The 12,081-nt window shown below is 42.7% G+C and carries 14 protein-coding genes; 13 read left to right on the top strand and 1 reads right to left on the bottom strand.

Annotated elements, in window-relative coordinates:
- Positions 1-75: 75 nt before the first annotated feature.
- The 13 genes from K1I80_RS09960 (at position 76) to K1I80_RS09900 (ending at position 11,121) form a co-directional block, all read left to right on the top strand.
- The gene (locus K1I80_RS09960; protein WP_223313718.1) at positions 76-234 is read left to right on the top strand and encodes a shikimate dehydrogenase; all 159 of its coding nucleotides are present in this window, start codon (positions 76-78) and stop codon (positions 232-234) included.
- 82 nt (positions 235-316) lie between these two features.
- Complete coding sequence (locus K1I80_RS09955) at positions 317-997, top strand: DUF6796 family protein (RefSeq protein WP_223313717.1); 681 nt, start codon at positions 317-319, stop codon at positions 995-997.
- 115 nt (positions 998-1,112) lie between these two features.
- Positions 1,113-2,114 (top strand): acetylxylan esterase, encoded by a 1,002-nt coding sequence (locus tag K1I80_RS09950; RefSeq protein WP_223313716.1) that lies wholly within the window; start codon positions 1,113-1,115, stop codon positions 2,112-2,114.
- 377 nt (positions 2,115-2,491) lie between these two features.
- On the top strand, positions 2,492-3,190 hold the full coding sequence (locus K1I80_RS09945) for an N-acetylmannosamine-6-phosphate 2-epimerase (RefSeq protein WP_002922738.1): 699 nt from the start codon (positions 2,492-2,494) through the stop codon (positions 3,188-3,190).
- Positions 3,191-3,203: 13 nt separating this feature from the next.
- The gene (locus tag K1I80_RS09940; RefSeq protein ID WP_002931787.1) at positions 3,204-4,340 is read left to right on the top strand and encodes an ABC transporter ATP-binding protein; all 1,137 of its coding nucleotides are present in this window, start codon (positions 3,204-3,206) and stop codon (positions 4,338-4,340) included.
- Between the two features lie 257 nt (positions 4,341-4,597).
- On the top strand, positions 4,598-5,917 hold the full coding sequence (locus tag K1I80_RS09935) for an ABC transporter substrate-binding protein (protein WP_002922735.1): 1,320 nt from the start codon (positions 4,598-4,600) through the stop codon (positions 5,915-5,917).
- A 95-nt stretch (positions 5,918-6,012) separates the two neighbouring features.
- The gene (locus K1I80_RS09930; RefSeq protein WP_032906291.1) at positions 6,013-6,900 is read left to right on the top strand and encodes a carbohydrate ABC transporter permease; all 888 of its coding nucleotides are present in this window, start codon (positions 6,013-6,015) and stop codon (positions 6,898-6,900) included.
- A 16-nt stretch (positions 6,901-6,916) separates the two neighbouring features.
- Positions 6,917-7,747, top strand: a complete 831-nt coding sequence (locus K1I80_RS09925) for a carbohydrate ABC transporter permease (RefSeq protein ID WP_002905745.1) — start codon at positions 6,917-6,919, stop codon at positions 7,745-7,747.
- A gap of 4 nt (positions 7,748-7,751) precedes the next feature.
- Positions 7,752-8,204, top strand: coding sequence for a YhcH/YjgK/YiaL family protein (locus K1I80_RS09920; RefSeq protein ID WP_223312020.1), 453 nt, complete (start codon positions 7,752-7,754; stop codon positions 8,202-8,204).
- 21 nt (positions 8,205-8,225) lie between these two features.
- Positions 8,226-8,876 carry a DUF624 domain-containing protein gene (locus K1I80_RS09915; RefSeq protein WP_002922731.1) on the top strand — a complete coding sequence of 217 codons (651 nt, stop codon included), beginning with the start codon at positions 8,226-8,228 and terminating at the stop codon, positions 8,874-8,876.
- A 34-nt stretch (positions 8,877-8,910) separates the two neighbouring features.
- Entirely contained in the window at positions 8,911-9,828 is a 918-nt protein-coding gene (locus K1I80_RS09910; protein ID WP_223312021.1) for an N-acetylneuraminate lyase, read from the top strand.
- Positions 9,829-9,861: 33 nt separating this feature from the next.
- Entirely contained in the window at positions 9,862-10,746 is an 885-nt protein-coding gene (locus K1I80_RS09905; RefSeq protein ID WP_223312022.1) for an ROK family protein, read from the top strand.
- A 45-nt stretch (positions 10,747-10,791) separates the two neighbouring features.
- On the top strand, positions 10,792-11,121 hold the full coding sequence (locus K1I80_RS09900; protein ID WP_223312023.1) for a DNA helicase: 330 nt from the start codon (positions 10,792-10,794) through the stop codon (positions 11,119-11,121).
- Positions 11,122-11,182: 61 nt separating this feature from the next.
- Here the strand turns inward: K1I80_RS09900 and K1I80_RS09895 are convergent, their stop codons facing one another.
- Complete coding sequence (locus tag K1I80_RS09895; RefSeq protein WP_125330700.1) at positions 11,183-12,034, bottom strand: MurR/RpiR family transcriptional regulator; 852 nt, start codon at positions 12,032-12,034, stop codon at positions 11,183-11,185.
- Positions 12,035-12,081 lie beyond the last annotated feature (47 nt).

Genomic DNA, 12,081 nt, shown 5'->3' with positions numbered 1-12,081 from the left:
CTGAGGAGCGGAGCGACGTGAGCGCTATGTGTCTTAACGAAACGTGTCCGTAGGACAAAGTTGAGTCATAGAGCAATGGATGCAGTTTTGTCCGTTAGAAAGAAAGCTATATACCTTGAAGAAACACATAGCGAGGCAAGACCGTCGGTCGAAGCTGAGCTTAGAGACATTGATGCTGAGGAGCGTAGCGACGTGAGTGCTAGATCTCTTAACGAAAAGAGCTTGCTGGGATAAAAAGACGTAAACCTTCTAACTACTTGTTATTGAGCGAGCTTTTGTGCTAAGATAAGGGGACAATGGAAAAAAGGAGAGCAATGTGATTTTTTTATCTTTGTGGGCTGGGCTGTTGAGTGGTCTTTGCTGGTTGTTGGGGGATATTCTGCTGGTTGGCTTTGAGGTAAACAAGAAAAGTTATGCTTCCTTTACGGAGCAGAGTCGGATTGGCAATAAGAAGCTGGCTATGCTGATGCTGTCTGGCTCTGTCGGTCGGCTGCGTCTAGGTGCTCTGGTGGCTAACTTCTCAATCCCTCTTATGTTAGTCTCGCTTTATGCTCTCTTTGGTTTGACAAATAAGGGCTTGTGGGCCTATCTGTCAATAGCCTTGTTAGGAATTGGATTTGCTCTGTCGCCGGTGGCACATGTGGCCTTTTACTACGTTGGGATCATCAGCAAAAAGGTTTATAAACGAAGCAAAGGACAGGTCTGCTCAGACGAAGATAGCGAGCTTATCAATGAAGCGGTACTCTTTCTAGATATAACCTGGCGAACAGCTATCGCCCTGACCGGTCTAGGCTGGTTCGTTTACTCACTGCTAATAGTTACCGGTCAGACAATATTGCCTGCTTATCTGGGGCTGCTGACTCCTTTACCGCTGAGTCTGTTGACTATCTTACTGGTAGAAAAGCTGAGAATCGGACGCCCCTACCTTAACGGAGCCGGCCTAAACATAGGATTTAGTTTGTTCTATTTACTGCTCCTGCTTCATATAGGTTCTTAGGTAGTGGGCCCGACAAATTTCAGAAAAACAGAAAATCTATATATTAACCTATTGAAAACTTCCTCTTTATATGGTATGATGAAAGAGGTCTCAAGAATCGTTGGGAGGATAAGACATGAAAAACCCTACTTTACTTAAAGAAATGTTAGATTATCGCGGAAGAGATGAAATGCCCGACGATTTTGATACCTTTTGGAATAAACAAGTGGCGGAGGTGGAAGTGCCTCAGGACTACCAGTTGCTGGAAAAAGATTTTCAAATTGCATATGCGACTTGCTATGAGCTAACCTTCAAGTCTGGAAACGGTGGGCAAATCTATGCTAAGCTAGTTGTGCCTAAGTTATCAGAAAAAGTTCCGGTATTGTTTCATTTCCATGGTTATATGGGGCAGGGCTGGGATTGGGCTGATATGCTGGCCTATACGGCAGCGGGCTGGGGTGTGGTGTCAATGGATGTCCGTGGTCAGTCTGGCTATTCACTGGATGGTGATAGAGAAGTCCGCGGCAATACTGTTAAAGGACATATTATCCGCGGGGCTCTGGATGGACCGGATCAGCTTTTTTTCAAGGATGTCTATCTGGATGTTTACACCTTGGTCGAGCTAGTGGCTGGTTTGGACTTCGTGGATGAAAATCGTTTGTCTAGTTTTGGCGGTTCACAGGGCGGAGCCTTGGCCCTAGTGGCAGCTGCTTTAAACTCTCGGATCAAGCAGACTGTAGCCATCTATCCCTTCCTTGTGGACTTTAGACGGGTTTTGGAGATTGGCAATACCAGTGAAGCCTATGATGAGCTCTTTCGTTATTTCAAATTCCATGATCCTTTTCATGAGACAGAAGAGCAGTTGTTGCAGACACTTGCTTATATTGACGTGAAAAATCTGGCCCATCGTATTAGCTGTCCAGTGCAGATGATTATTGGCCTGGAGGATGATGTTTGCTATCCTATCACGCAGTTTGCCATTTATAACCGTTTGGCTGGAGAAAAGGAGTATCATCTCCTGCCTGAATATGGGCATGAGGCTATGAATGTCCGTGTCAGCGATACTGTCTTTAACTGGCTCTGCGGAACCAAAATAAAAAGACTTTCTCTCATTTCGGACTTTAAATCAGAGAGATAATATTCGTCCCCCCTTTGGGGCTAGGCCTTTGTCTAGCCCTTTTTACTTGCCTGAGGGAGTATAGAAATGAGAATCTTTTTAGAAGTTTGCTCGCTCTTTCATTGACTTTTCTACAAAACGGATTCCTGAAAGTACTTTCAGGAATTTCTGTTTTTCTGGAAAATTCGGAAACTAAAATCTAAATTCCAAACAATATTGAAAGCGCTTTAAAAATTATTTATAATAACATTATGAAATACTCGAGTTAAAAAATGGAGTCTAGGATAAGGAAGTAAAAATATTTGTTTGCGGCCTTCTTCCCTGCTCTACCTGAGGTCCGAGATAGTTGTTAGACTATCTGATCAGACCGATGTCATACGAAAGGAGATTGTATATTCATGTCACAGATTTTAAAAGATGACTTGATAGCCAAGATTAAAGACGGCATCATTGTTTCTTGTCAAGCCTTGCCCCAGGAGCCGCTTTATACGGAAGCTGGAGGAGTCATTCCTCTCTTGGTCAAGGCTGCTGAGCAAGGCGGTGCTGTCGGTATTCGAGCTAATAGCGTTCGCGATATTCGGGAGATTAAGGAAGTAACTTCTCTGCCCATCATCGGAATTATCAAACGCGACTATCCGCCACAAGAGCCTTTTATCACGGCTACCATGCGGGAAGTGGATGAGTTGGCTGCTCTGGATATTGAAGTCATTGCTCTGGACTGTACCAAGCGGGAGCGCCATGATGGCTTGACAGTTGCGGATTTCATCAAGCAGGTCAAGTCCAAGTATCCTCATCAGCTATTGATGGCAGATATCAGTACCTATGAGGAAGCTGCTGCTGCTGTAGAAGCTGGTGTAGACTTTGTCGGCACGACCTTGTCGGGCTACACTTCCTACAGCCCTAAGGTTGACGGACCGGACATTGAGCTCATCCGCCGCTTGTGCCAAGCAGGCTTTGACGTCATCGCTGAAGGAAAGATTCATTATCCAAGTCAAGCCAAGCAGATACATGATTTGGGTGTAAGAGGCATCGTTGTCGGCGGAGCCATTACTCGCCCTAAAGAAATTACAGAGCGCTTTGTTGCAGGATTAAAATAAGTGAGGTAGATGAATGACAACCTTAACACTAAATAAACTATATAAAAAATATCCTAATAGTGATTTTTACTCTGTTGAAAATTTTGATTTGGATATTAAGGATAAGGAGTTTATCGTTTTTGTAGGACCTTCCGGTTGCGGAAAATCAACAACCTTGCGGATGATTGCAGGACTTGAGGATATCACAGAAGGGGAGCTCTATATTGATCAAAATCTTGTCAATGACATTGCTCCTAAAGATCGGGATATCGCCATGGTTTTCCAAAATTATGCCCTTTATCCTCACATGACTGTTTATGACAATATGGCATTCGGACTTAAGCTTCGCAAGTATGACAAGGCTGATATTGACAAAAGAGTCCAGGAAGCGGCGGAAATCCTTGGGCTGAAAGAGCTGCTGGATCGTAAACCGGCCGACTTATCTGGTGGTCAGCGTCAGCGTGTAGCTATGGGGCGGGCGATTGTTCGTGATGCCAAAGTCTTCCTTATGGATGAGCCCTTGTCTAACTTGGATGCTAAACTGCGCGTGTCCATGCGGGCAGAAATCGCAAAAATTCACCGCCGTATCGGAGCGACGACAATCTATGTAACCCACGACCAGACCGAGGCCATGACCTTGGCTGACCGCATCGTTATCATGTCAGCTACTAAGAATGAAGCAGGAACAGGTACTATCGGTCGAATCGAGCAAATCGGTACGCCGCAGGAACTTTATAACGAACCAGCTAATAAATTTGTGGCAGGTTTTATCGGCAGTCCAGCCATGAATTTCTTTGAAGTGAACTTAGAGGGTAATCAGCTTACAGATGGACAAGGCTTTGCTGTTGGACTCCCAGACGGTCAGCGTAAAATCCTAGAAGAAAAAGGCTATCAAGGAAAGAAAGTGATACTGGGCATTCGACCAGAGGATATCTCGGCTGAGTTGATAGTAGAAGATACTTTTCCAGATAGCACTGTAGATGCTGAAGTCACCGTTTCTGAGTTGCTAGGCAGTGAGTCTGTTCTCTATTGTAAGGCTGGTGTACAAGAATTTTCAGCCAAAGTGGAAGCTTCTAACTATTTGGAGCCTGGCTCTAAGATTCGCTTTACCTTTAAGATGCCTAAGGCTCATATATTTGATTTTGATAGTCAGGAGAGAATCAAAATCTAAGAATTTTAAATAAAAATGAAAACGCTATCTTTAAAAAGAGAATTATTAAAAGGGAGTGAATTTATCGAGTTAAGGTTCTAAAAATGATTATTTACTGTTCTGAAGAAGCAGTAAAACAAGAAGGACTAACAGGTCCATGTCTGTCACCAGGTCCAATCCTTACTTGAAACTGGAAAAACAAAGGCAGATAAGTCTCTCAGTTTTTGTAAAGAAAAGGACTAGATTCAAGAGAAATTCATTTTTAAGGAGAAAAGAATATGAAATTCGGAAAATTATTCGCATCGTTATTGACAGGTGCTGCAATTGTTTCTTTAGCAGCTTGTGGAAACAATGGCGGATCAGATAAAACAGCTAGCTCTGGTAGTAATTCTGGCAAAACAGAGATTACTTGGTGGGCTTTCCCAGTCTTCACACAGGAAAATGCCAACGATGGTGTTGGAACCTATGAAAAATCAATTATCGAGGCTTTTGAAAAAGCGAACCCAGATATTCACGTCAATCTAGAAACTATTGACTTTAAATCTGGTCCTGAAAAGATTACGACCGCTATCGAAGCAGGCACAGCACCGGATGTTTTGTTTGATGCACCAGGTCGGATTATCCAGTATGGAAAAAATGGTAAATTAGCTGATTTGAATGATCTCTTTACTGATGACTTTGTCAAAGATGTCAATAATGATAACATTATCCAAGCCAGCAAGGCAGGAGACAAGGCTTACATGTATCCTATCAGCTCTGCTCCATTCTATATGGCTTTCAATAAGAAAATGTTGGAAGATGCTGGTGTAGCAAATCTTGTCAAGGAAGGCTGGACAACATCTGATTTTGAAAAAGTGCTGAAAGCTCTGAAAGATAAAGGCTACACTCCAGGTTCCCTCTTTAGTAATGGTCAAGGTGGTGACCAAGGAACTCGTGCCTTCATCGCTAATCTTTACGGCGGATCTATTACAGACGAAAAAGTTACCAAATACACAACTGATGATCCTAAGTTTGTCAAAGGACTGGAAAAAGCAGTTGGCTGGATTAACGACGGTTTGATGATGAACGGCTCTCAATATGATGGTGGAGCAGATATTCAAAACTTTGCTAACGGCCAAACATCCTACACTCTTCTTTGGGCTCCTTCTCAAAATGGTATTCAAGCACAACTTTTAGAAGCCAGCAAAGTCGATGTGGTGGAAGTACCGTTCCCATCAGAATCTGGCAAACCAGCTCTTGAATATCTTGTAAACGGATTTGCAGTCTTTAACAATAAAGATGAAAAGAAAGTAGCAGCTTCTAAGAAATTCGTCCAATTTATCGCTGATGACAAAGAGTGGGGACCTAAGAATGTAGTTCGTACAGGTGCTTTCCCAGTTCGTACTTCATTTGGAAAACTCTATGATGATAAACGTATGGAAACCATCAGTGGCTGGACTCAGTACTATTCACCATATTACAACACGATTGATGGCTTTGCGGAAATGAGAACCCTTTGGTTCCCAATGCTCCAATCTGTATCCAATGGTGATGAAAAGGTTGAACCTGCTTTGAAGACATTTACAGAAAAAGCAAACGAAACTATTACTAAAAAATAAGCAAATGTGAAATCCTCCCCTTTTTCTGTTGACGGTTTCTAGAAGTAGAAAAAGGGGGATTTTGTTAGAAAATCTTGAAAGAGGGGTACCTCATTGTGAAAGTCAATAAAATCAGAATGAAAGAAACCCTAGTATCATACGCGTTTTTAGCTCCAATACTGATATTTTTCACGGTATTTGTCTTGGCACCTATGATTATGGGTTTTGTTACTAGTTTTTTTAACTATACGATGACCTCCTTTACTTTTGTCGGATTTGATAATTATATTCGGATGTTTAAAGATCCGGTCTTTATGAAATCGCTGATTAATACGGTCATTATCGTGGTCGGCTCTGTGCCGATTGTAGTTCTCTTCTCTTTGTTTGTGGCTTCGCAGACTTATGAGATGAATGCTGTCTCTCGTTCCTTTTACCGTTTTGTATTCTTCCTGCCAGTTGTTACAGGGAGCGTAGCTGTGACGGTCGTATGGAAATGGATCTACGATCCGCTGTCTGGTATTTTGAACTTTGTTTTGAAGTCAGGCCATGTCATCAATCAAAATATTTCTTGGCTTGGGGATAAACATTGGGCATTGCTAGCGATTATCATTATTCTCTTAACAACTTCTGTGGGCCAACCTATCATTCTCTATATCGCAGCTATGGGAAACATTGACAATTCTCTAGTTGAGGCTGCGCGAGTGGATGGTGCAACAGAAATGCAAGTCTTCTGGAAGATTAAATGGCCTAGCCTGCTTCCAACAACCCTTTACATTGCTATCATTACTACGATTAACTCATTCCAGTGTTTTGCCTTGATTCAGCTCTTGACATCAGGCGGACCTAATTACTCAACCAGTACGCTCATGTACTATCTGTATGAAAAAGCCTTCAAGTTATCTGAATACGGCTATGCTAATACCATGGGAGTCTTTTTAGCAGTCATGATTGCCATCATCAGCTTTGCCCAATTCAAGATTCTTGGAAACGATGTAGAATACTAGAGAAAGGAGAAAGAAGATGCAAACTAAAAAAATGAATGTTTTTAAGGTGGTATCAGGCTTTGTTCTGGCCATATTAACCATCCTCTTTGTCTTTCCTTTCTATTGGATTTTGACAGGAGCTTTCAAGTCTCAACCAGCAACGATCGTCATTCCGCCAGAATGGTGGCCAAAAATGCCAACGGTTGAAAACTTCCAGCAATTGATGGTGCAAAATCCAGCCATGCAATGGATGTGGAATAGTGTTTTCATTTCGCTTGCGACCATGTTTCTGGTCTGCGCCACGTCTTCTTTGGCAGGATATGTTTTGGCTAAGAAGCGGTTCTATGGTCAACGGATTCTTTTTGCCATCTTCATTGCGGCCATGGCTTTGCCTAAGCAAGTAGTACTGGTACCACTAGTGCGTATTGTTAATTTCATGGGAATTCACGATACCTTGGCTGCAGTAATCTTACCGTTGGTTGGCTGGCCTTTCGGAGTTTTTCTAATGAAGCAGTTCAGTGAAAACATCCCGACAGAGCTTCTTGAGTCTGCTAAAATCGACGGTTGTGGCGAAATCCGGACTTTCTGGAGTGTTGCTTTCCCTATTGTCAAACCAGGTTTTGCGGCTCTAGCTATTTTCACATTTATCAATACTTGGAACGACTACTTTATGCAGCTGGTTATGTTGACATCCAGGCAGAATTTGACGATTTCTCTCGGGGTTGCGACCATGCAGGCTGAAATGGCAACCAACTATGGCCTCATTATGGCTGGAGCAGCTTTGGCTGCAGTGCCAATTGTAGCAGTCTTCCTCATCTTCCAAAAATCCTTCACACAAGGAATCACGATGGGAGCTGTTAAGGGATAGAAATATGATTTTTGATCAATTAGAGAATCTCGTTCGCTATCGAGGGATTCACAAAAATATCGATACAGCTATTGATTATCTCCTGAGTCACGATGTATCTAATCTAAATTCAGGGCGCTATGAAGTAGATGGTGATAGGGTCTTCTTCTTTTTGCAGGAAAATACTCTTAGTCAACAGCAAGAGGAAAGCTTTGAATTTCACCAGAGATACTTGGACCTGCACTTTCTTTTGGAAGGGCATGAACTAATCCAATATGGCTGTCAGATTAGAGAACTTCAGGAAGCCTATGATGAAGGGCGAGATATTGGTTTTGTTGTTTGCGAACAGACTTATCCGCTCTTGTTAGACGGTTTAAATTTTGCTGCTTTTTTGCCAGAAGAAGCCCACCAGCCTAATCAATTTGCTGGCAGAGAAGAGACAGTTAAAAAGTGTGTATTTAAAGTTTTGTTGGATTAATATTTGAAAAGGAGGCTAGCAATGGATAAAAGAGGTGCCCGATTGATAGAGACTATTTTTGATACGGATAATTTCTTTATGCAGATTTGTGAGAAAATCCTTGATTTAGCGACAGTAAACTTGCTTTTTCTGCTGACATCTCTGCCTCTTCTAACCATCGGTATTGCGAAGCTAAGCCTCTATCAAACTCTTTTTGAGATCAAAGGCGGTCGTCGTGTAAAAGTAACGGCTGTCTATATCAAGGCCTTCCGAGAAAATTGGCAGTTGGGCTTCAAGTTGGGCCTGCTGGAGCTGATGCTGTCTGCTATCAGTATTTTTGACCTTCTTCTTATCTGGGGTCAGGAGGCTCTACCTTTTCAAATACTGAAAGTTGCCTGCTTTGCTCTTCTTATCTTTACAACAGCGCTTTTTCTGTGTGTTTATCCACTGGCTGGCCGATTTGAGCAGTCTCTTATAGGTGGGTTACAGACTAGTCTAGTTTTGCTCAGTCTTAACTTTCCTTGGTTTTTCCTGATGATAGCTATTCTAGTAGCTATTTTGACAGTGCTTCTTAGTTCAGGACTTCTACTTTTACTAGGGTTATCGCTCTTTGTTTTAATCGGTTTTGCTGGATTGGCCTTCACGCAAATTACTGTTTTAGAGAAGATTTTTGCCAAATACGAAAAGCCTTAATTTATAGAAATTCTAGATTTGGAGATAAAAGAAAATGAAAAATATGACCAAATACCAAGGTGTCATTCCTGCTTTCTACGCCTGCTATGACGAGGAAGGTGAAATCAGCCCGGAGCGGACTCGTGCTTTAGTGGAATATTTCATCGCCAAGGGCGTGCAAGGTCTTTATGTCAACGGTTCTTCGGGCGAGTGTATCTATCTGAGTGTAGAAGACCGAAAACGAGTTCTAGAAGAAGTGATGAAAGTTGCTAAGGGGCGTCTGACTATCATTGCCCATGTGGCTTGCAACAATACTAAAGACAGCGTGGAGCTGGCTCGTCATGCGGAAAGTTTGGGAGTCGATGCTATTGCGGCTATTCCGCCGATTTATTTCCGTTTGCCAGAGTATTCGGTTGCCCAATATTGGAATGACATTAGTGCGGCGGCGCCTAATACTGATTTCGTGATTTACAATATCCCTCAGCTGGCTGGTGTAGCCTTAACTCCTAGCCTTTACAAGGAAATGCTCAAGAATGAGCGCGTGATCGGTGTGAAGAACTCTTCAATGCCGGTGCAGGATATTCAGACCTTTGTAGCTCTTGGGGGAGAAGATCATGTAGTCTTTAATGGTCCAGATGAGCAATTCTTAGGTGGCCGTCTTATGGGTGCTGGAGCCGGTATTGGTGGTACATACGGATCTATGCCAGAGCTCTTCCTAAAACTCAATCAACTGATTGCTGACAAGGAATTGGAACGGGCTAAAGAGTTGCAATATGCAATAAATGCAATCATTGGAAAATTAACCAGCGCCCATGGCAATATGTACGCTGTTATTAAGGGTGTTTTGGAAATTAATGAAGGCTTGACCATCGGATCTGTCCGTTCACCTCTGACGCCAGTGACTGAAGAAGATCGGCCGATTGTGGAAGAAGCAGCTCAGTTGATTAGACAAACCAAGGAGCAATTTTTATAAGCAACAGGATAAACACTAGAGAGAAGGTGTGCTATGAAACACTATGTTGCTATTGATATTGGCGGCACCAATATCAAGTATGGCTTAATCAATGAGGCGGAAACCTTGGTGGAAGCACATGAAATGCCGACGGAGGCCCACAAAGGCGGTCCGGGAATTTTGCAAAAGGTTGAAGGGATTGTTGCAGCCTATTTAGAAAAAGGACCTCTGGTTGGGATTTGTATTTCTTCAGCTGGTATGGTGGATCCAGACAAGGGTGAAATTTTCTATGCCGGGCCACAGATTCCGAATTACGCTGGGACTCAGTTCAAAAAAGTGCTGGAAGAAAAATTCTCCCTGCCTTGTGAGATTGAAAATGATGTCAACTGTGCTGGTCTGGCTGAGGCTATGTCAGGCAGTGGCAAGGGAGCCAAGATTGCTCTTTGTTTGACAATTGGTACAGGTATTGGAGGCTGTCTGGTCGTAGATGGTCAAGTCTTCCATGGTTTTAGTAACTCTGCCTGTGAGGTCGGTTATCTGCATCTACCAGACGGAGCCTTTCAGGATGTGGCATCTACAACTGCTTTAGTCAATTATGTGGCTGAGCTACACGGAGAAGACGCAGAACATTGGAATGGCCGTCGGATTTTCAAAGAAGCAACTGAGGGCAATAAACTCTGTATCGAGGGCATCGATCGCATGGTTGGCTATCTAGGTCAAGGAATTGCCAATATCTGCTATGTTGTTAATCCAGAAGTTGTTATTCTAGGAGGCGGCATTATGGGCCAAGAAGCTATTCTTAGGCCGCGTATTCAGGTGGCTTTGCAGGATGCTTTGGTTCCAAGCATTGCTGACAAAACCAAACTGGCCTTTGCTCATCATCAAAATACTGCAGGTATGTTTGGAGCCTACTATCATTTCAAAAATAGACAAGCTTAACCTGAGATTTTTCTCAGGTTCCTTGTCTTTCAAGAGGAAAATCAAATGACAGAAAGAAGTTTCATTCAGGAAGCTGCTCAGCTTCTAGGTTCCTTGATGGAAGATTTTCAAAAGAAGACAATTCGGTCAAGTGATGAAATCCGCTTTTACGAGTGCTTAGCAGAAGTTTTGAGGAGTTTGGAGAAAACCAAAGCTCTGGATAATCGTCTTCTCATTGCTCTTGAAAGCTTCCATAAAAGTGCTAGTTTTTTAATTGGTCTTAGTAGCCTCAAACTGGATCAGTCTACTTATCAAAAGTGGTGTGCCTACGATGCCTTTCATATGGAAAAAGTTCAGCCCCAATTAGAAATCTACGGGTCAATCCTCCCCTTGTGAAAGAAAGAGGAAAAAGTTAGAACCGAAAAAGAAAAACGAGTCAGAAAATCCTGATTCGTTTTTATCGTTTGTGGGTATTGCGGCGGTAGTAGCCATTTAGTTTTTGATTCTCCCAATAGCTGTTAAAGATTCTTTCTTTCTTTTCACGGTTAATCTCTAGGAAAAAGGCATAGATAAGATCGATCATGAGAAGCATGGGGAATTGTGCGGAAATCCGCAGGATAAACTCAGGCTTGCTTTGAAGGGCAACAGGAACGACTTCAGTGAAGTCTTCTTGAATCTTTTCAGGTTGTCCTGTCACCAAGATGGTTTTCGCTCCCATATTTTTAGCGTCAATCAAGCTGTCAATGATGGACTGGGTTTGTCCGGATAGAGAAAATCCGATAACGAGGCAGTTCTTGTCCAGAATACTAGTTGTCCAAGCGAAGCCATCTTGGTCAGTTAGGGCTTCACAAACAACTCCCAGTCTCATGAAGCGCAGCTTCATATCACGTGCTACTAAGCCTGAGCTCCCTGTTCCAAAGAAATAAACTCGGTCCGCCTCTTCTATGATTTGAGCCACTCGCTCCAGCTTTTCCTCATCTATCAGTTCTTTTGTCTGCTGGTGGATTTGGTTGTAGTTGTACAAGACATGACGGGATAAGCTGCTTTGCATATTATCCGACTCGGTTTGCGCCTTTTGTAGGTCCTGTAGATATTGAAAACTAAATTCCCGATAACCTTTAAAGCCGCATTTTTTGGCGAAACGGGTCAAGGCTGCTTGAGAAATGTGCAAGGTTTGGGCAACTTGCAAAGAGGATAAATCCTCTTGAATACTATTTGGATCCAAAAAATAGTGACCAATCCTCTGTTCTAAGTCGGTCATCTTGTCAAGATGGCTCTCAATGATGGCCAAGATATTCTGCTGACTCATAAAATCACTTTCTTCATGGGATAATGTTTAGTAAAAGTTTAAGGGCT

Source organism: Streptococcus sanguinis, from assembly GCF_019929225.1.
GTDB lineage: Bacteria > Bacillota > Bacilli > Lactobacillales > Streptococcaceae > Streptococcus > Streptococcus sanguinis_J.
Note: the sequence above shows the minus strand (reverse complement) of the source record. Positions and strands in the feature narration are given on the sequence as shown.

Excerpts from the sequence above, each read along its gene's own strand:
- K1I80_RS09960 (WP_223313718.1), top strand. The coding sequence starts at position 76 with ATGGATGCAGTTTTGTCCGTTAGAAAGAAAGCTATATACCTTGAAGAA.
- K1I80_RS09950 (WP_223313716.1), top strand. The coding sequence starts at position 1,113 with ATGAAAAACCCTACTTTACTTAAAGAAATGTTAGATTATCGCGGAAGA.
- K1I80_RS09945 (WP_002922738.1), top strand. The coding sequence starts at position 2,492 with ATGTCACAGATTTTAAAAGATGACTTGATAGCCAAGATTAAAGACGGC.
- K1I80_RS09940 (WP_002931787.1), top strand. The coding sequence starts at position 3,204 with ATGACAACCTTAACACTAAATAAACTATATAAAAAATATCCTAATAGT.
- K1I80_RS09935 (WP_002922735.1), top strand. The coding sequence starts at position 4,598 with ATGAAATTCGGAAAATTATTCGCATCGTTATTGACAGGTGCTGCAATT.
- K1I80_RS09925 (WP_002905745.1), top strand. The coding sequence starts at position 6,917 with ATGCAAACTAAAAAAATGAATGTTTTTAAGGTGGTATCAGGCTTTGTT.
- K1I80_RS09920 (WP_223312020.1), top strand. The coding sequence starts at position 7,752 with ATGATTTTTGATCAATTAGAGAATCTCGTTCGCTATCGAGGGATTCAC.
- K1I80_RS09915 (WP_002922731.1), top strand. The coding sequence starts at position 8,226 with ATGGATAAAAGAGGTGCCCGATTGATAGAGACTATTTTTGATACGGAT.
- K1I80_RS09910 (WP_223312021.1), top strand. The coding sequence starts at position 8,911 with ATGAAAAATATGACCAAATACCAAGGTGTCATTCCTGCTTTCTACGCC.
- K1I80_RS09905 (WP_223312022.1), top strand. The coding sequence starts at position 9,862 with ATGAAACACTATGTTGCTATTGATATTGGCGGCACCAATATCAAGTAT.
- K1I80_RS09900 (WP_223312023.1), top strand. The coding sequence starts at position 10,792 with ATGACAGAAAGAAGTTTCATTCAGGAAGCTGCTCAGCTTCTAGGTTCC.
- K1I80_RS09895 (WP_125330700.1), bottom strand. The coding sequence starts at position 12,034 with ATGAGTCAGCAGAATATCTTGGCCATCATTGAGAGCCATCTTGACAAG.